The organism is Xenorhabdus sp. KJ12.1 (assembly GCF_963876495.1).
Taxonomy (GTDB): domain Bacteria; phylum Pseudomonadota; class Gammaproteobacteria; order Enterobacterales; family Enterobacteriaceae; genus Xenorhabdus; species Xenorhabdus stockiae.
On sequence record NZ_CAWNQH010000073.1, the window covers coordinates 21567 to 42178 of the forward strand.

Below are 20612 nucleotides of genomic sequence, written 5' to 3' on the forward strand. Positions count from 1 at the left end.
ATAATAGTAAGTATATCCCAATGAATTTTAAGTTGCATCGCGGGGTATATCACTCTGTTTCAGGAGATTTTACTATGTCTACAACAACCATTCTTGCACTTCAGGGCTTAACCTGTATGCACTGTGTCAACAGGGTCAAAAAAGCGTTGGAGCATCTACCCGGAGTTGAACAGGCTGAGGTCACTACTGAATACGCTAAAGTTATCAGTAACGTAACACCTGATGCCTTGATAGCGGCTATCCGTGATGCTGGTTATCAGGCTTCAATCGCAGATCGCCCCGATGTTGAGTTACAACTTTCCGGATTAAGCTGTATGAAGTGTGTCGGCAAAACCCAAAAAACTCTGGAGTCAGTGGAAGGTGTCGTTGCTGCTGAAGTCGATAAGCAATCAGCCAGAATTTACGGCAAGGCTGAAGAAAATGCCTTAGTTAATGCGGTGAAACAAGCTGGCTATCATGCTGAATCAGCCATGAGTGCGCATCTCCCAAAAAATGAGCCGCTGACAACACCTGAACCAGAATTTTTGCCAGCGGCAACAGATCCCACCTCTATTCCGATCGCAAAATCTGATAAAAAAACTGGCTCTGATGCTCCTCATAACAGCGACCACAGCATTCAGCTTCTGCTGGATGGCATGAGCTGCGCAAGTTGCGTCAGTAAAGTACAAAAAGCTCTGCAATCTGTTGAAGGTGTTAAAAATGCCAGAGTCAATCTGGCGGAAAGAAGTGCTCTGGTCACAGGCTCCGCCTCCTCCGAGGCTTTGGTCGATGCAGTTATCAAAGCCGGTTATGGAGCTGAAATCATTCTGGATGAAACTGAACGCCGGGAACGACAGCAACAGATTGCACAAGCCAATATGCGCCGTTTCCGCTGGCAATCAGCCCTCGCTCTGATTGTCGGTGTTCCGGTTATGATTTGGGGCATGATAGGCGACAATATGATGCTCACACCGGAAAATCATACCATCTGGCTGAGCATTGGTCTGGTGACTCTTGCCGTCATGGTATTTGCTGGCGGGCATTTCTATCGCAACGCCTGGCAAAGCCTGAAAAACGGCAGCGCGACAATGGATACATTAGTTGCACTGGGAACAGGAGCAGCATGGCTGTATTCCATCAGCGTCAACTTATGGCCAGGTATTTTTCCAGCTCAGGCGCGTCATATTTATTATGAAGCCAGCGCTATCATTATTGGCTTAATTAATCTTGGTCATGCCTTAGAACAGCGAGCACGCCAGCGTTCTTCACAAGCACTTGAGCGACTGTTGGATTTAACGCCTCCAACGGCCCGAGTCATCACATCAGAAGGCGAAGTGTCATTACCGCTGGCTGATGTTGAACCCGATATGACATTGCGGCTGGTAACAGGTGATCGGGTTCCCGTTGATGGAGAGATCACTCAGGGCACTGTCTGGCTGGATGAAGCGATGCTGACGGGAGAAGCTATTCCTCAGCAAAAAACAATCGGTGATACAGTTCATGCCGGGACAGTCGTTCAGGATGGAACGGTGCTGTTCAAAGCTTCAGCCGTAGGCAGCCAAACTACTTTAGCCAGAATTATCAATCTGGTGCGTCAGGCACAAAGCAGTAAACCGGAAATCGGCCAACTGGTGGATAAAATATCCTCAATATTTGTTCCTGTCGTCGTTGTTATTGCATTGGTTGCCGGAGCTATCTGGTATTTTGCCGGCCCGGCTCCGCAAATCATGTATGCACTGGTCATTATCACTACGGTACTGATTATTGCCTGCCCTTGTGCGCTTGGTCTGGCAACACCAATGTCTATTATTTCAGGAGTCGGAAGGGCTGCTGAATTAGGCGTATTAATACGCGATGCTGATGCCCTGCAACAGGCCAGTCAACTCGATATCCTTGTTTTTGATAAAACCGGAACCCTGACAGAAGGCATGCCACAGGTTACGGAAATTCATACTTTCAACGGCTACACGGAAGAACAGGTATTACTGTGGGCAGGTGCGCTGGAAAGCGGTTCAAACCATCCTTTAGCAAAAGCAATTCTCCTGAAAGCTGAAAACAGAAAAATAGAGAGTAAACAATTACCTGACGTCACGCAGTTTCGCACTCTGGCAGGCACAGGGATTAGCGGCAATATCGGTAACACGACACTGCTGTTAGGTAATCTGAGCCTACTTGAACAAAATCAGGTTGAAACAACCACATTAAAACAGCAAGTGGCACAACAGGCGGAAAAAGGTATTACCCCTGTTCTTCTGGCTGTTGACGGTAAAATAGCAGCCCTGTTTTCAATACGTGATCCACTCCGGCAGGATACAATCTCGGCCCTGCAACGTCTGCATAATCAGGGGTATCATTTAGTAATGCTGACGGGAGATCATCCGGCAACGGCTAATGCTATCGCCAAAGAAGCGGGCATTGATCAGGTTATTGCTGGTGTCTTACCTGATGGTAAGGCAGCAACTATTCAGACCTTACAATCTGAGGGAAGAAAAGTAGCGATGATTGGTGACGGAATTAATGATGCTCCGGCATTAGCACAAGCCGATGTAGGTATTGCAATGGGAAGCGGTAGTGATATTGCTATTGAAACAGCATCAATTACCCTGATGCGCCACAGCCTGCATGGAGTTGCCGATGCCGTTGAATTATCTAAAGGAACATTGCGTAATATGAAGCAGAACCTGTTCGGGGCGTTTATTTATAATACACTGGGTATCCCGATTGCAGCCGGTATCCTCTACCCTTTCACCGACACATTATTAAACCCGGTGATTGCTAGTGCCGCCATGGCTCTCTCTTCCATTACCGTAGTCAGTAACGCTAACCGATTATTACGTTTTAAAACGAAAGGTTAAGTGATTTAAGATTCGAAAAGCTAAACAAGGAAGTTTAGCTTTCTACTTATCATACATACCCTATGAATTTCGCACTTTTTCACACTTTCCTGTTAACCTTTAATACATTAGCATATCAACTTACGTCCATTAACGGAGTTGTGAAATGGGAAAACTCATGACCTATCTCAGTAATGTATTAGGACTAAATTCCCAACGAAATTACCCCTATCCTGCTTATGATGTCATTCTGCCTGAGGACAGACAATTACATATTGTTGGCAGTATCCATATGGGTACAGAAAATATGTATCCACTTTCTGAAGTATTGCTGGAACAACTGGAACAATGCAATTCTTTAATTGTTGAAGCAGATATTACCCCGTCAGGGTCGCCATTTCAGCAAATACTCCCTGAGCTGGCCGGGCTGTCACAACGTTTATCATCTGAACACTTTTCGTTTCTACAGCAATACTGCCATGAGATCCATCAGCCGATAGAATTGCTGGATCGGCTGCCTTCCTGGCAGGTTGCCCTGATCCTTCAGGCTGCTCAGGCTAAATACTTGGGAATGAGTCCTCAATATGGGATTGATTACCAATTACTGAACAGCGCAAAAGCCATTGATAAAGATATCATCGAGCTGGAAGGAACAGATAAGCAGATCAATTTGCTTACCGAGTTGCCAAATGGTGGCCTTTCTCTATTAGAAGATACGCTTGTTCACTGGCATACTAATGCCCGAGCTTTACAAACTATGATTGGCTGGTGGATGAATTACAAATCAGACCAAAAAAACCCGGTATTGCCACAAACTTTCTGCGACGCTATTTACCAAACTCTGATGACTGAACGTAACTACCAATGGAGCACACAGTTACATGCCTTACCTGCGGGAAAATATGTAGTGGCGGTCGGTGCATTACACCTTCATGGTGAAAACAATTTGCTACAGTTGTTGCAGCAACAAGAATAAAAAACATTTTAAATAATTGAGAGCATATATAGGACATAACATATGACCCCCGCCATCATTCTGCTGGAAAAACAAAAAATTAATTTTAAGATTCATCCTTACGAACACGATGCCAATGAACATAACTTTGGTGATGAAGTAGTCAAAAAACTGGGTTTAGATGCAACAAAAGTTTTTAAAACCCTTTTGGTTTCACTAAATGGTGATCCTAAAAATCTTGTTGTCGCTGTCACCCCTGTTGCAGGACAACTGGATTTGAAAAAAGTCGCCAAGGCATTTAAAGCCAAAAAAGCCGATATGGCAGACCCTCAACTGGCACAAAAGATTACGGGCTATCTGGTAGGAGGAATCAGTCCATTAGGCCAGAAGAAACGTCTCCCTACTGTTATTGATAGCCAGGCAGAGTCTTTATCTACTCTGTTTATTTCCGGCGGTAAACGAGGTCTGGATATTGAACTGGCTCCTGCTGATTTATGCCAACTATTAAATGGTTCATTTGCTGATATCGCCAGAATTTGAAAATCAATTGTAATTACTTATAAATTTTTCGAGCCAGCTCTGTTTTCCCAAAAACAGAGTCTTGTTCAATTTTCTAATATCGATATACTTTCCTTATGGCAAAAATAATATCATTTACTATTTTAAGTAACTTAATATATTTAAATAAAAGGAGATAAAATGGCTACCTCGTCAATTTTCCGGCAAATTGTGATTACTGACCCTAAGGCAATTAAGATGTTACGCAAGGCTAATAAGAAACAAAGAAAAAATAAATATGACCATATAGATATAGAAGCACAACAAAATGAGGCGATAGAAATATTAAAACGAAAATTCTCGCTTTAAGAAAGGTATTAATGACACTTGGTGCTGATAAAACAATGGAATATTTGCATTCATTTTCTTGTCCATCAAACCAAGATGTAGAATCATTTTTACATTCAAGAGCCATTAGATTTGAAAAAGTTGATGCAACAAGAACCTACTTGGTTTTAGATATGACTGGAATGATTTTGGCTTACTTTTCTCTGACCTTTAAAGAACTACCAATACATGACTTTATTCTTTCAAAATCAAAAATAAAGAAACTTGATGGCATCAGCAATCGTGCAACATCACTGAAAGTTTATTTAATTGGACAGATAGCTAAAAATTTCTCCTTACAAGGAAACCCAATAAAACTTAAGGACATCCTAATTCCGATAGAAGTTATTATCGAAAAAGCGCAATATCTAATAGGAGGACGAACAATTATTCTAGAATGCAAAAATGAAAATAAAATCGTTAAATTATATCAAAGCCACGGTTTTAAAATAATACCACACAAAAGGGAAGGAGAGAAAAACACGCTAATAACTATGATATTAAACAATTAATTATTTTCCTTCAATCATACCTACTTCAGATTATTTATTACCACTTCAACTGATAAATAAAAGACCATCTGTCTTAAAGATGGTCTTTTTTAGCAAAAATCAGCTTTGACTTATTATCACTTGAAAACTATTTCGCCTTTAGGATCATAGTCAGCGGCTTTCAGTGGAGAGTGTTTTTCAATATATCCTTTCAATACTTCCGCATCGACAAAACCGGTATTTACGTATCCCGGCAAATTATCAATTCGTGGATAACCGTCACCACCGATAGCGTTGAAATTCAATGTTGCCATACGATAAGTTTTATTCAGATCTAAAGGCTTCCCAGCAATTTTTACGTCGCTGATGCTCTTACCCTCTTTCACAAAACTGACATTATAGAACTGACCATAAGCACCTGAATCTGCTTCCATATTAGCAGCAGCGGTCAGATAAGGCAGAACTTCACTGCCTTTGAAGTCAACATAAATTAGCTGATTACCGAATGGATGAACTTTTAATACATCCTTATACGTAATATCCCCTGCTTCAATAGAATCACGGATACCGCCACCACTCATCACAGCAAAATCAGCATTGGCCCGTTCCATCTGAGCTGCCAGCACAAGATGAGCCATATTGGTCTGTATAAAACGAACCTTACTACGATCACCTTCTAATTTGTCGTCAACTGACCCAATTTTGACACTCAGTTTCTGATTGCCTTTATCCTGATAAGGGGTCAACAATTTCAGCATTTCTGCGTTCTGGGGAATTTGTTGAGTGTAATAAACTCTCTCAGTACTCCCATCTTCTTGTTTGACTCTTTTATTTAAATTGATGGGAATTAACTGATAGTGCATTAACTTAAACTCACCATTACGGAATTGAAAATCTGCCCGACCGACATATTTGCCCCATTCATGGGCCTGAACAATCCACGTTCCATTTTGGCGATCCGGAGAGCAAGGTGTTCCCGGTACATAATCCACTTGTTTATAATTTTTATTTTCCGCAGACATACAGACCGGATCTTGTGAATGCCCCCCTACAATCATATCTAGATAGCCAGCAGGTAAACTATGCGCCATTTCCACATCTCCGGGAGCATTTGTACCATGGTGACCATCGTCATAGTGCCCCATATGCGTTGCAGCAATAATGACATCCGGTTTTTCATTCTTCTTCAGTTCATCAATGACTTTTTTCGCTTCTTTCGCAGGTACACGGAATTCCACATCCGGGAAATTAGCCGGATTACCTATTTTCGCGGTATCGTCAGTGGTTAAGCCAATAACAGCAATTTTCACCCCTTGCTTATCAAATATCACATAGGGCTTAAATAAACGCTTATTGGTACTGGACTGGTAGATATTCGCTGACAAAAATGGGAAGTTAGCCCATTTCTCCTGTTGATAAAGAACATTCAAAGGTTTATCAAATTCGTGATTTCCCAGTGTCATCGCATCATAACCCACCAGATTCATTCCCTTAAAATCCGGCTCGGCATCCTGCATATCCGATTCAGGTACACCCGTATTGATGTCTCCACCCGATAGCAGTAATACGCTGCCACCTTTTTTAGCCACTTCCTGTCGTATGGAATCTACTACCGTTTTCTGAGCAGCCAATCCGTACTCTCCATGATCATTCTGCCAAAAGTGACCATGATGATCATTGGTATGCAAGATCGTAATATCGTACGTTTTATCTTTTTCCCAGGCCGAAGCCACCATCGGTGACAAAGCCAGAGAAACAACAAGGGTACATACTGACGCTTTAAATGAAAATTTCATCGGATATCTCCATGCTCCTAAATAAATTGACTGCATGACTGTTATTGTTTTTCAATGATGTTAAAACCTGCCTCATTTCAAAGAGTGTGATTTTTTATGACAAGAAACATGGCTGGCACAGGCATATATTCAACAACAGAACAGACTAGCGGAACAGCACTTAATGCCGTATTTTTTCGATCAAGATTACATAAATAAGCTATTAAATAGAGTGTTGTTCCATTTTTTTGCGATAGGCATCAAATTATACCAAGATGAGCAAAGGTTTTATTGGAAAGTGAATATGCATTAAGGTGTAACAATTAAATAACCGTTCAACACCATACAACACAGGTGACATTGGTGAAGAAATGAACATAAATAAGCAAAATAGTACAATTCCACAATCAGGCTCACAAAAAAGAACACAGAAAACGGTTTTCTCTATTCTTGGCGCAATTAGCCTGTCTCATCTTTTGAACGATATGATCCAATCGCTGATTCTGGCGATTTATCCACTATTACAATCTGAATTTACGCTCAGTTTTATACAGATTGGAATGATAACTCTGACATATCAGGTCACGGCGTCTTTACTACAGCCCCTCATTGGCTTATATACAGATAAACATCCTAAACCTTATTCGCTACCCATTGGGATGGGTTTTACCCTTTCCGGATTGCTTTTGCTGGCTTATGCCGAAAGTTTTCCTATGATACTGCTGGCTGCAGCACTGGTCGGTACAGGTTCATCGGTCTTTCACCCAGAATCATCCAGAGTTGCCCGAATGGCTTCGGGTGGGCGTCTTGGATTAGCGCAATCTTTATTTCAGGTAGGCGGAAATCTGGGAAGTTCACTTGGCCCACTGTTAGCCGCTATTTTCATCGCGCCTTACGGTAAGGGAAATATAGGGTGGTTTTCTCTGGCAGCTCTGCTGGCTATCATCATTCTGTTACAAGTCAGTCAATGGTACAAAATGCAGTATCGCACGACTTCACGCCACGCCTCCAATACAAGCTTTGAGCCTGTTTTCCCCAGAAAAATCATTGTCCGTTCATTCATCATTCTACTAATACTGATCTTTTCAAAGTATTTCTATCTGACCAGCATCAGCAGCTACTATACCTTTTATCTGATCCAAAAATTTGGTGTTTCTGTTCAAAATGCACAGATTCATCTTTTCGTCTTTTTGTTTGCTGTCGCCGCAGGCACCATGATTGGTGGCCCTATCGGAGATAAAATCGGCCGTAAGTATGTCATCTGGGGTTCGATGCTGGGTGTTGCCCCCTTCACTCTTCTCTTGCCTTATGCATCACTATTCTGGACAGGCATACTCACCGTTATTATCGGCCTGATACTGGCATCTGCATTTTCCGCCATTCTCGTCTATGCACAGGAGCTACTTCCCGGCAACACAGGGATGATAGCGGGATTATTCTTTGGATTAGCATTCGGTATGGGAGGTGTCGGAGCAGCCGCTCTCGGATATATAGCAGATAAAACCAGTATAGAATTAGTTTATAAAATATGTGCTTTTTTACCATTTCTTGGCATTTTCACTCTATTTTTACCAAACATAGGAAATAAACATAATAAAATCAGCACTAAATAATAAAAAATATTCATTATTTACTATCATTTATCTTTGTAAACATGAGTAAATAATAAAAAGATCTACATAAAATACCATTACAATGCTCTTTATGTAGATCACCCTCATTTTCTCAAAAAAGTATATTTTTCAAGCAAAAATTTCAAATTATTTGTAAAATTAATAATTACCCAATCTGATAATACATCCTATTAAATTTATCCAACTCAGAAGGAGACTTGATGGAGCATTCGACACCTCTCATCACGACTATTGTTGGCGGTTTTCTCCTCGCCTATCTGCTTGGCATGCTTGCACAGCGTCTGAAAATCTCACCTTTGGTAGGTTATCTTATGGCCGGTGTGCTTGCCGGGCCTTTTACACCAGGTTTTGTTGCCGATACTTCTCTGGCGCCTGAACTTTCAGAAATTGGCGTGATCTTACTGATGTTTGGTGTCGGTCTGCATTTTTCACTCAAAGATTTATTAGCCGTAAAATCAATTGCAATCCCGGGAGCGATTGCCCAAATTGCCGTGGCAACGCTATTAGGAGCCGGCCTGTCAAAATTACTGGGCTGGGGTTTATTCAGCGGAATTGTCTTTGGCCTCTGCCTGTCCACCGCCAGTACCGTAGTACTGCTCAGAGCACTGGAAGAACGCCAACTCATTGACAGCCAGCGAGGGAAAATTGCTATTGGATGGCTGATTGTCGAAGATCTGGCAATGGTGCTGGCTTTGGTATTACTGCCTGCTTCTGCGGGTATTTTAGATAACCATAATACTGATATCGGCCAATTACTTCTTGAACTTGCCATTACCGTCGGCAAAGTTGTCGCATTTATTTTATTGATGATTTTTGTCGGCCGCCGTCTGATCCCCTGGCTGCTGGCAAAAACAGCCAGTACAGGCTCGCGCGAGTTATTTACCCTGGCTGTCCTCACTATCGCTTTAGGGGTCGCCTATGGTGCAGTCGAGCTGTTTGATGCCTCATTTGCACTGGGAGCATTTTTTGCCGGGATGGTACTGAATGAATCAGAGCTGAGTCATAGAGCCGCACAGGATACTTTACCACTCAGAGATGCTTTTGCTGTGCTGTTTTTTGTTTCGGTCGGTATGTTGTTTGATCCAATAATCTTGATCCAGCAGCCCATTGCCATTTTAGGAACGCTGGCCATTATTATTATCGGTAAATCTGTCGCAGCACTGTTGCTGGTCAGGCTTTTCGGCCACTCACGACGTACCGCACTGACTATTTCTGTCAGTCTTGCCCAAATTGGTGAGTTTGCCTTTATTCTGGCTGGATTAGGTGTCACTTTAGGCGTGTTGAATGGTGATGCACGTAACCTAATACTCGCTGGGGCTATTATTTCCATTATGTTGAATCCGATTTTATTCAGCCTGTTGGATCGCTATCTGGAAAAAACAGAAACGATAGAAGAACAGATACTGGAAGAAACATTAGAGGAAGAAACTCAAATCCCTGTCAATATTTGCGGCCATGCGATTGTTGTGGGATATGGTAGGGTCGGTCGCCTGCTTTGCCAGCGTTTGCAGGAAAAACCTTTTCCACTGGTTGCAATTGAGGATACCCGTGCCCGATTTGAAGAGTTGGGAGAAATGGGGATTAGTGCTGTGATGGGGAATGCTGCCAGAGAAGATATCATGGCATTAGCAAGATTGGATTGTGCTTGTGCGCTATTCCTGACTATCCCGAATGGTTATGAAGCCGGCAAAATTATCGAGAGTGCAAGAGCAATCAGGCCAGATATCAATATTATCGTTCGCGCTCATTACGATGATGAAGTCACTTACCTTACGGCACGTGGCGCTGATCATATTATTATTGGCGAACATGAAATCGCCAGAGCGATGGCTGATTCACTCCCTGAATCCACGCCTGACTGCCCGATAGCACTACCATCGGCATTTTCACCAACTAATTCATCAGCAGCATAATGAATTGATTAATAGGGAGTATCCCAATAATTTCAAAGGGGGATACTCCTGAATCAGAAATTAACGTTCCCAGTAAGACTCTTCCAGACTATCTTCCCTTTCTGGTAAACCGCGTGTCAGACGTGGAGCATGTTGACTCAATACCTGATAGCTCACTCTGTTCGCATACTTACACACCTGAGCCAGAGAAGAATACGTCAGGCAAGAGCGCATATGTTTACTCGAATTAGGGACGTTCATACGATGATAGCTATTAGCTGTAATATCATGCAGTAAGGCAGACAGTGCGCCATCTCCGGCACCATTCGTATTCATAATTTTTTCAGGTCCTCCCATATATGGCTCAATATGAGAATAGACCCGCATAGGATTCTGACAATCATCCTGACGCATGGCACGACTGAATTCAAAACGATTGAATTCAGCAATCGCTCCCGGCAATAATGGGTGTGATGTCTGACGCTTGGACTCTTCTTCTGTATAACCGGCCATATACAACCCTGCCGGGCCAGCAGTACATAATACGAGGTCAACCCAATTTAGTGCCATATCTGCAGCCAGCAGAGGATCACTAAATCCGGTCAGTTCCAGAGCTTCATCTTCATTCATGGCTACCACAGAAACATTCTCTGCCAGAAAATCGCGCCACCACTGAGGATCGTCCGCAATAACGTATTTTGTACCCAGTGTCAGAACAACTGGCACATTATGTTTCTTCGCGTACTCAATGGCTTTCATGGTTGCTTCCGGCATTGGTTCACCTGATTTACAGCGTACCAGATAGGCCGTGATTACCAGTGCTGATGCTTCTGCAATAATATGCTCAGGAATACTTTCCGGTTTAAGCTGATTCATTAACCCCGGACTGATGGCAAATGTTCTTTCACCATTTTCAGTGATCAGAGTAAAACAGCGGCCAATTGGGCCATCGACACCCTGAAGATGATTCAAATCCATCCGGCTGGAAGTATTACAAAGATAGCAATAGGCATAGCTACCGATTTGAATGTTATTGCACATGGTGCCAAGCAACACAGATTTGTCGTCAGCCAGCACAGAATAGTTATGCAGAGTATTACCAATCGTTCCACCCGCAAATTCATGGCTGATGAGGTTATTATCTGCCAGTTCATTGTAGAGCGCTTCAGCAACATCATCTTCAATAACTAATGAATGCCCCTGACTCAGGTTATAACGTTGGATAAAACTTTCATCAACCTTAGCTTCAATATCTACCAATATCTGGTCAATACCAACAATATATGCTCGATTATTTTCAGTATCCATCATCTCTTTGATGGGCTGAAGCAGAGGGTCTCTCAGACTGACAGGAAAATAGTGTTTAGATTTGCGTTTTCCGGGGAATTTCATAATTGATTGTTGCTATGGAGCCAAAACATGCGCCATATTAGCATAATCCCACTATGAAACAAAAAGCACAGTATTCAGTATTGATGAAAAGAAACAGCCAATGCGATAACACACACTGGCTGCCAAATTTCGCTGATTATAAGCTACTGATGATTAAATGTAGCTCATAATCTTCAGGCTACTTGCTTCTGACGGCTACGCATCATATGGCGCATCAGGACAAACATTACCGACAGAATAAAACCGATAAAGCCAGCACCAATCAGGATTAACAGACGCTTAGGTGAATCTTTCGCCGTTGGCTCGTATGGCTCCTGCATATATTTGAATGGCTGGAAATCAAGCTTATCAATATTTACCGATTCCAGATTTTTGATATAAAGAAGACGGTTACGTAAGTCAGGATCTATCGTTGTTGCATCAGTAATGCCTTCAGTGATCTGCAATTTACGTTGCAAGGCATCAGAACCCAAAGCGATTGAATAATCAGGGTCATCCTTAACAACTGCGCCACCACTGGAGACTGGTTTTTTTATACCCGCTGAATTGGCAATAGAAATTGCATACTTCAGTCGTTCAATATCGGTAACACGCATGTTGGTGATGCGGCCCAAATCAATATCATACATTCTTTTCGAGTAAGCCAGTTTCTGACTCACTGCATCATTCAGTTCATCTTTTATCTGGTCACGCACAACAGAGGAGATAAATTTGATGTAACCAGACAATAACTTGTATGAATCTTCTGCTGTTCCCGCACTGAAAGAAAGCGTTGTTTCATAAAATTCATCATCTTTATCTTTTTTATTGGGTACAGTTGAAGAGATATTTTTATTTACAATCTGTTCAATCAGACTTCTTTTAGCCTGTGCCGTAATATCTTCTTTACTGGCAAGCAGTGTTCTGAAGTAATCGGTGTCTACCAGATATTCTTCACGCAGTACACGGGAGTTATAGTTTTCAACAAAACGCTTAAATAGTGAATACTCTGTAATCTTTGGATCAAGACTAAGAACATTCAGTTCTGTTAAGACGTTTTTTAATGGCTGAAACTGTTCCAGCTCAGGTTGTACCACTGCCGCCGTACTGGTCCATTTTTGTGGTAAAAATGACGCAACACCAAAGCCAATCACTGCAAAAATAAAGGATACTGCAATAATCAAATATTTTGACTGAAATATTACGGAGAACAATTCAAACAGATCAATTTCGTCATCTTGCTTTGGATGATAATAGTCTGCATATTCCTCATAAAAGTCTGTATGCTTAACTGGTTTATTACTCATTATCTCTATGTCCAATCCAAATAATTTTGCTTCTCGTTATTCCCTGCCAGATTAATTTCCAGCTTACGTTATATATTGATTTTGAAGCAAATACTCTAAAAAAATCACACAATTGACAGAATATACACCGTCTAACTATAAGCAAAAATATCCATATCTGCCAATGTACTTCCGGTATGAAACCCTGCCATAATCCATAACTACCAGTTATTCGTTATCTCATGGCATCATTGATTAATTGCATGAATAGTGAAATATGCGCCTCATTATCGTTAAGTGCTGGTATATATTCAAACTTTTTCCCGCCCGCATCTAAAAAAATAGCTTTATTCTGCTGCTTAATTTCTTCCAACGTCTCCAGACAATCGGATGCGAATCCCGGACACAGTACCTGAATATGCTCCACATCCTGCTCCGGCAACAGAGCTATTGTTTTATCCGTATAGGGTGCTAACCACGGTAAACGCCCAAAACGCGATTGGTATGTCATCATAATTCTGTCTGCCGGATAGTCCAACAATTCCGTTAGCAATTTAGTTGTCGCCAGACAGTTCTGTGGATAGATATCACCCATTTCAGCCAAACGCTCAGGGATACCGTGGTAGGAAAGAATCAGGCGGTCAGGTTGACCATGCTTTTCAAAGCTCTGTTCTACAGTTTCCTTTAATGCGGCGATATATGCCGGGTGCCGTGCGTAACTGCGGATAAATTTTAAATGTGGGATAGTACGATATCCCTGTAATATTTTGCTGAGACTATCAAATACTGCCGCTGATGTTGTACTTGAATACTGAGGATACAAAGGAAGTACGATGAGATATTCAACACCCTGCTGTAGTAATTTATCTACTGCCTGAGTTAATGAAGGTGAACCATAAGTCATTCCCAGCTCAACAGGTATATTACCCAGTTTTTCACTTAATCGCTGTTTCTGACGTTTGCTGTAAACCAATAAAGGCGAGCCTTCATCTGTCCAGATTTCCTGATACAGCCTGGCTACACGGAAAGAACGGAAAGGAAGTATAATGCCATACAACAGAGGCTTCCAAATCAATGGTGGAATATCCACGACTCGCCGATCACTTAAAAACTGTGCCAGATAACGCCTTATTGCAGCAGGTGTCGGCGCGTCTGGTGTACCAAGATTAACTAATAGCACACCATAATTACGATTACTCATTATTCAACACTCCACCCATTAAAGTGACGGATAATTCAGGATAAAACTCGGTGATAGTCACATACACAATGGATTTCAAGGTGCGTTGCGGCGGCAAGGGAACGCATCCCCGGGAGCATAGATAACTATGTGACCGGGGTGAGTGAACACAGCCAACAAAGAGGCAACTTGAAAGACGAAGGGTATAATACATTTTATGGGGGGGATCTGATACGGAAAGGTGAAAGTCAGGCGGTATTCACACCGCCTGCTCTATGCTTCAGGATCAAATTAATCTGAAATCTGTCGCGCAACTATTCGGGATACTAATACCTCAGGGCACTAATACCCCAGAGTCTTAACCCAGAATGCGGGCTAGCTCTTCACTAACTTCAGCAACCTGACGTGTCCCATCAAGTTTAAAGTAGCTTGTATTACCTGCCTGTGCTTCTTGCTGATAGTAAGAAACCAGAGGTGCAGTCTGAGCGTGGTATTCAACCAGACGTTTACGGACAGTATCTTCCTGATCGTCTTTACGAACAGTCAGTTCTTCGCCTGTAATATCGTCACGATTTTCCACTTTTGGTGGATTGAATTTGATATGGTAAACACGACCTGATGGGGCATGTACACGGCGGCCGATAATACGATCAACGATAATTTCATCCGGCACATCGAATTCCAGTACATAATCAACACTGACACCCGCTTCTTTCATAGCATCAGCCTGAGGAATGGTACGTGGGAACCCATCCAACAAGAATCCGTTACGGCAGTCATCTTGTTTGATACGCTCTTTAACCAAAGCAATAACCAGCTCATCAGTTACCAGTTTGCCATTATCCATCAGTTCTTTTGCTTTTAAACCCAGCTCGCTGCCTGCTTTTACTGCGGCACGCAACATGTCACCTGTCGAAATTTGAGGGATCCCATATTTCTCCATGATAAATTGCGCCTGAGTCCCCTTACCGGCGCCTGGCGCGCCCAGCAGAATAATACGCATCGCGTAAATCCCCTTGCTATTTGCTTTTCGTATTTTTTAAAGAAAACGAACCACCATACCACTGGAATGGTAGTCGCTCAAGAAAACAGGTAAACGTTTTCGCGCTTATCAAAAAACAAACCACGCCTCATTTTCCGTTGAAGCGTGGTTTATTGGCATAATTTAAACGATATTACGCGCTTTCAGCTAATAATAATTGATTCATACGGCGGATAAACTGGTTTGGATCATCCAGCGTTCCACGTTCAGCAAACAGAGCCTGCTCCAGTAACAACTCAATCCAGTCAGCAAATTGGCTGTCATCCTGAATTTCAGCTGCCTTTTTAACCAGATTATGATCCGGGTTCAGTTCAAAGTTATAGCTGACTTCCGGTGCTGACTGTCCTGCCGCTGCAAACAGTTTCGCCATTTGAGTGGTCATTCCGTTAGCATCAGTGGTCACTATCGCCGGTGTATCAGTCAGTCGATGGGTCAGCTTGACTTCTTTCACACGTTCGCCAAGCAGTGTCTTCACACGCTCAACGAATGGTTCCAGTTTTTTATCTTCTTCTTCCTGATCTGCTTTGTTTTCATCCGCCAGTTTATCGAGAGATTCATCAGCTTTGCTGACTGACTGGAATGATTTTCCGTCGAATTCTGTCAGATAGCTCATCATCCACTCATCGATACGGTCAGATAACAGCAGAACTTCAATGCCTTTCTTACGGAACAGTTCCAGATGTGGGCTATTTTTCGCAGCAGCGTAACTATCTGCGGTAATGTAGTAAATCTTCTCCTGACCTTCGGTCATGCGGCTGACGTATTCTTCCAGAGAAACAGTTTGTGAAGCACTGTCATTATGCGTAGTCGCAAAACGCAGCAACTTGGCAATAGCTTCTTTATTTCCGCCATCTTCGGCTGGACCTTCTTTCAGAACCAGACCAAACTGCTGCCAGAAAGACTGGTATTGCTCTGCATCATCTTTTGCCAGCTTATCCAGCATTTGTAATACGCGCTTAGTCAGTGCGCTGCGCAGGTTACGAGTGATTGAACTGTCCTGTAGAATTTCACGGGAAACGTTCAGTGGCAGGTCATTGGAATCAATCAGCCCACGAATAAAACGCAGATAATTTGGCATGAACTGCTCAGCTTCATCCATGATGAAGACACGCTGTACATACAGTTTCAGCCCGTGTTTATGTTCACGGTTCCACAAATCCCATGGTGCCTGGGAAGGGATATACAACAGACTGGTATATTCCTGCTTTCCTTCAACACGGTTATGGCTCCAGCTCAGAGGATCAGCGAAATCGTGGGAGATGTGTTTATAAAATTCTTTATATTCATCATCGCTGATTTCAGCTTTACCACGAGTCCACAATGCCTGTGCCTTGTTGATTTTTTCCCATGCTACAGTAACTGAATCATCTTCTTCATTTTTAGTCTGGGTTTCAATTTCAACAGGTAAGGCGATGTGATCAGAATATTTGCCGATGACAGAACGCAAACGCCAGTCATTCAAAAATTCATCTTCCCCTTCACGTAAATGCAGGGTAATTTCTGTTCCACGTTCTGCTTTTTCGATATCAGCAACAGTGTAATCACCTTCACCGGTTGATTCCCAGAATACGCCCTGTTCCGTCGCCGCACCTGCTGCACGGGTACGTACAGTCACTTTATCAGCAACAATAAAGGAGGAATAAAAACCAACACCGAACTGACCAATCAATTGGCTGTCTTTAGCCTGGTCAGAGCCGATAGATTCAAGAAATGCCTTAGTACCAGATTTTGCAATCGTTCCCAGGTTATCGATCACTTCATCACGGGTCATACCAATACCATTATCACTAATGGTAATTGTTTTATTCTCTTTATCGAAAGCCAGACGAACACGCAGTTCACCATCATTTTCGTACAGCTCTGGCGCTGATAATGCACGGAAACGTAATTTATCCGCCGCATCTGATGCGTTTGAAATCAGCTCACGGAGGAAAATTTCTTTATTGGAATAGAGAGAATGGATCATCAACTGTAACAGTTGTTTGACTTCTGATTGAAATCCACGGGTTTCCTGATCTTTCATGCTCATTTATTACCTCAATCTAAATCCAGTTCAGATATGTAAAATCGGACGATGGTAATCAGATGGGGATAAAACTGAAGAGTTTCAAGTTCAGAGAATAAGAAGAATGTGAAATTAATTATTTAGACTTTTAAAAACAATCAGTTATACAAATAATTATGGATGGCGGCGGGTTTCACAACACCATCCATTGGAATTTTCCATTAAAAAATGGAGGTATGATCACAAATCAGTAATTCTATGGCGGCCGGCAAGGGAATGGGACAGCGTTGTTCCGTCTACCATTTCAAGCTCCCCTCCAACAGGAACACCGTGTGCTATACGACTGGCAGTCACACCATATTGCGAACACATTTCAGCAATATAGTTCGCAGTTGCCTCTCCTTCGACAGTCGGATTAGTTGCCAGAATAATTTCCGACAGCGTTTCAGAAGATAAACGTTCTTCCAAACGATCCAAGCCGATATCCATAGGACCGATGCCATCCAGCGGCGATAAATGCCCCATAAGGACAAAATAGCGCCCCGCAAACTGACCCGTCTGTTCAATAGCGTGGATATCCGCCGGGCTTTCAACCACGCAGATCTGACCGTTTTGCTGACGGCGGGGATTGGTACAAATCGTGCACTGTTCCTGTTCTGTAAACGTTCGACAGTCCTGACAATGTCCAATCTCAGACATAGCACGTGTCAATGCCTGAGCAAGCCGCATACCACCACTGCGATCCCGTTGTAAAAGATGAAACGCCATCCGTTGTGCTGACTTGGGACCGACTCCCGGCAAGCAACGCAATGATTCCATCAGGGATTCAAGAAGAGGGCTGGTTTGCATCAGAAAGGCATCTTAAAGCCGGGTGGTAACTGCATTCCGCTGGAAACACTAGCCATTTTTTCTTTTTGAGTTTCTTCAATACGACGGGCTGCATCATTGAATGCCGCAGCAATCAAATCTTCCAGCATATCTTTATCATCTTCCATCAGGCTTGGATCGATTTCGACACGACGGCAGTTATGTGCACCATTAATGGTGACTTTCACCAGACCTGCACCAGATTCACCAGTCACTTCCAGATTTGCAATTTCTTCCTGCATTTTCTGCATCTTATCTTGCATCTGCTGGGCCTGTTTCATCAAATTGCCCAAACCACCTTTACCAAACATAATTTTCTCTCTTTGCTGTAGACACAGTATCAATACACACTGCGGGGTTAAACAGGCCGGATACTTTCTTCATCCACTTCAGCATCAAACAATTGTTGAAGTGTTTGGATCGTTTTATCCGAAATAATGGATTGGCGCGCTTGTGCCAATTTTTCTTCATAGATGGCTTGTCGCCACTCCAGCGGTGTTTTTACTGCTGGATTATCATCTTCAATAATGCTGAGTTCAATAGGTTTTCCATGCAATTCCGTCAACGCTTCCGATAAAGATCTCTGTGCCGATGCCGAATTTAGGTGACGTTGCTTTGAACGTAGATGAAGACAGAACTGATTTTCATTAATCTGCTCTTTAAATGCATTCAAGGCTACCTGCTGAACCAGTTTAGGAATATTCAGATTATCAATTTCAGCCGCCCATTGATCCCGCTGTCTGGATTCAATAGCCAGCTTTTTCACCAATTCAGGTGTTTTTTCATATTCAAGTGCTGATTTGATAGCTTTTGGTGTTGTAACAACCTTCTTTTCTTCAATATTTTTCGCACGCCACCGATAAGCTTCTTGCTTTACCGGTTTAACTTCACGTGTCTTGGGAACAAAAGACTGAGGCCGTTGTTCGGCCACTGCAACCAATCGCTCCAGTGCCGAACTCGCCGGCTTCGCCTTAACAGACGCTGCCGGCTCAGCCTTTTTTGGAGGAGCACTTCCTTTTGAGGAAGTGCCTTCCTGCCGCGAAAGCAGATTTTTTGCCTGTAGTAATTTTGCAGTCGGGCTGTCAGCAACTGGTTCTAACCCCTCCCTTGGGGCCATTTTTTGTTTCTGGGCAGAGGGTTGTTTATCTGTCATACCAGATTCAGGGCTGACAGAACCAAAATTATCAGACACTGGCGGCTGCGTAGGCATGAATGCTGTACCCTGTGAGACCGGTATATCTGCGTTATTAGAGGCTGGCACTTCTTCAATTATCGTTTTTGGATGAAATGCCAGAGCACGTAATAATGCCATTTCAACCCCCATCCTACGCTCTGGGGCATAGGGGAGATCTTTACGGCCAGTTAACAACGCCTGATAATAAAGTTGTAAATCGCTGGGTGGCATTGATCTCGCCAACAACCGCAAGCGCCCTTCTGTTGAAGAAGGCTCAATCTCTGGTTGCTGAGGCAGCAACTGAATCATCGCAACACGATGCAGCAACGATAACATTTCGACCAGTAGGTTTTCCCAGTCCATACCACGGGCTGCGACCTGTTCCACTAAAGTCAGCAGTTTCTGCCCATCCGCACGAACCAGAGCTTCAACCATTTCCAAAGGCTGTTCATCATCCAGCGTTCCCAACATCTGGCTGACAATATCTGCTGTCAGTATTCCGCCACCAAGAGCAATCGCCTGATCAGCCAGACTCAGAGCATCACGCATACTGCCGTCCGCTGCACGGGCCAATAGCTGACGAGCTCGAGCTTCACTCTCTATTTGTTCCGCATTAAGCACATGTTCCAGCTGGCTTGAAATCTGGCTGACATCAAGTGCTTTCAGATGGAATTGTAGACAGCGCGAAAGAATGGTTACGGGTAATTTCTGTGGATCTGTCGTCGCCAGCAAAAATTTCACATGCTCCGGCGGCTCTTCTAATGTCTTGAGTAATGCATTAAAACTATGGCGGGACAGCATGTGAACTTCGTCAATAAGGTAAACTTTGAAACGCCCTCTGGCTGGGGCATACTGCACGTTATCCAGTAGTTCACGGGTATCTTCTACTTTTGTTCGTGACGCAGCATCGATTTCAATCAGATCGACAAACCGCCCCTGCTCAATTTCAAGGCAGTTAACACACTGTCCACAAGGGTTTTTTGTGATACCTATTTCACAATTCAGGCCCTTTGCCAACAGGCGGGCAATAGTAGTCTTCCCAACACCACGTGTGCCGGAAAAAAGATAAGCATGATGGAGGCGCTGGTGTTCAAGACCATTAGCCAATGCAGTCAACACATGTTGCTGACCAATCACATCAGAAAATATTTGTGGGCGCCACTTACGGGCAAGTACCTGATAGCTCATGAATACCGGGGAAATTGAACACGACTGCCTATCATGCTAGCACAGCCTCACCAT

16 protein-coding genes are annotated in these 20612 nt (G+C 43.1%); 7 read left to right on the forward strand and 9 right to left on the reverse strand.

The genetic code is table 11. From position 1 onward, the window contains the following. Positions 1–74: 74 nt before the first annotated feature. The 5 genes from copA to AACS92_RS12795 all read left to right on the forward strand — a co-directional run bounded on the left by copA (position 75) and on the right by AACS92_RS12795 (position 5165). Positions 75–2834 carry a copper-exporting P-type ATPase CopA gene (gene copA, locus AACS92_RS12775; RefSeq protein ID WP_099111351.1) on the forward strand — a complete coding sequence of 920 codons (2760 nt, stop codon included), beginning with the start codon at positions 75–77 and terminating at the stop codon, positions 2832–2834. Between the two features lie 145 nt (positions 2835–2979). After that, positions 2980–3789, forward strand: coding sequence for a TraB/GumN family protein (locus AACS92_RS12780; RefSeq protein ID WP_099111352.1), 810 nt, complete (start codon positions 2980–2982; stop codon positions 3787–3789). Between the two features lie 42 nt (positions 3790–3831). After that, complete coding sequence (gene ybaK / locus AACS92_RS12785) at positions 3832–4308, forward strand: Cys-tRNA(Pro)/Cys-tRNA(Cys) deacylase YbaK (RefSeq protein WP_099111353.1); 477 nt, start codon at positions 3832–3834, stop codon at positions 4306–4308. Positions 4309–4467: 159 nt separating this feature from the next. Beyond that, positions 4468–4635: a hypothetical protein gene (locus AACS92_RS12790; protein ID WP_193756981.1), complete on the forward strand. Its 168-nt coding sequence runs from the start codon at positions 4468–4470 to the stop codon at positions 4633–4635. Between the two features lie 11 nt (positions 4636–4646). Beyond that, positions 4647–5165, forward strand: a complete 519-nt coding sequence (locus tag AACS92_RS12795; protein ID WP_206602258.1) for an acetyltransferase — start codon at positions 4647–4649, stop codon at positions 5163–5165. A gap of 116 nt (positions 5166–5281) precedes the next feature. Here AACS92_RS12795 and ushA read toward each other — a convergent pair whose 3' ends face one another. Continuing rightward, positions 5282–6940, reverse strand: coding sequence for a bifunctional UDP-sugar hydrolase/5'-nucleotidase UshA (gene ushA / locus AACS92_RS12800; RefSeq protein WP_099111354.1), 1659 nt, complete (start codon positions 6938–6940; stop codon positions 5282–5284). Between the two features lie 350 nt (positions 6941–7290). Here ushA and AACS92_RS12805 point away from each other — a divergent pair, with 350 nt between their 5' ends. Continuing rightward, on the forward strand, positions 7291–8532 hold the full coding sequence (locus tag AACS92_RS12805) for an MFS transporter (protein WP_099111355.1): 1242 nt from the start codon (positions 7291–7293) through the stop codon (positions 8530–8532). A 221-nt stretch (positions 8533–8753) separates the two neighbouring features. Next, on the forward strand, positions 8754–10466 hold the full coding sequence (gene ybaL / locus AACS92_RS12810; protein WP_099111356.1) for a YbaL family putative K(+) efflux transporter: 1713 nt from the start codon (positions 8754–8756) through the stop codon (positions 10464–10466). Between the two features lie 60 nt (positions 10467–10526). Here the strand turns inward: ybaL and AACS92_RS12815 are convergent, their stop codons facing one another. The 8 genes from AACS92_RS12815 to dnaX form a co-directional block, all read right to left on the reverse strand. Continuing rightward, the gene (locus AACS92_RS12815; RefSeq protein ID WP_099111357.1) at positions 10527–11837 is read right to left on the reverse strand and encodes an inosine/guanosine kinase; all 1311 of its coding nucleotides are present in this window, start codon (positions 11835–11837) and stop codon (positions 10527–10529) included. Between the two features lie 173 nt (positions 11838–12010). Continuing rightward, positions 12011–13123 (reverse strand): LPS O-antigen length regulator Wzz(fepE), encoded by a 1113-nt coding sequence (gene wzz(fepE), locus AACS92_RS12820; protein ID WP_099111358.1) that lies wholly within the window; start codon positions 13121–13123, stop codon positions 12011–12013. A gap of 214 nt (positions 13124–13337) precedes the next feature. After that, complete coding sequence (hemH, locus tag AACS92_RS12825; RefSeq protein ID WP_099111359.1) at positions 13338–14303, reverse strand: ferrochelatase; 966 nt, start codon at positions 14301–14303, stop codon at positions 13338–13340. A 337-nt stretch (positions 14304–14640) separates the two neighbouring features. Then, positions 14641–15285 carry an adenylate kinase gene (gene adk / locus AACS92_RS12830; RefSeq protein WP_099111360.1) on the reverse strand — a complete coding sequence of 215 codons (645 nt, stop codon included), beginning with the start codon at positions 15283–15285 and terminating at the stop codon, positions 14641–14643. Between the two features lie 172 nt (positions 15286–15457). After that, entirely contained in the window at positions 15458–17347 is a 1890-nt protein-coding gene (htpG, locus tag AACS92_RS12835) for a molecular chaperone HtpG (RefSeq protein WP_169926580.1), read from the reverse strand. Between the two features lie 222 nt (positions 17348–17569). Beyond that, positions 17570–18178, reverse strand: a complete 609-nt coding sequence (recR, locus tag AACS92_RS12840; RefSeq protein WP_099111362.1) for a recombination mediator RecR — start codon at positions 18176–18178, stop codon at positions 17570–17572. After that, on the reverse strand, positions 18178–18507 hold the full coding sequence (locus AACS92_RS12845) for a YbaB/EbfC family nucleoid-associated protein (protein ID WP_099111363.1): 330 nt from the start codon (positions 18505–18507) through the stop codon (positions 18178–18180). The genes recR and AACS92_RS12845 overlap by 1 nt, the downstream gene beginning before the upstream one ends. A gap of 47 nt (positions 18508–18554) precedes the next feature. Next, on the reverse strand, positions 18555–20558 hold the full coding sequence (dnaX, locus tag AACS92_RS12850; RefSeq protein WP_099111364.1) for a DNA polymerase III subunit gamma/tau: 2004 nt from the start codon (positions 20556–20558) through the stop codon (positions 18555–18557). Between the last annotated feature and the right edge of the window lie 54 nt (positions 20559–20612).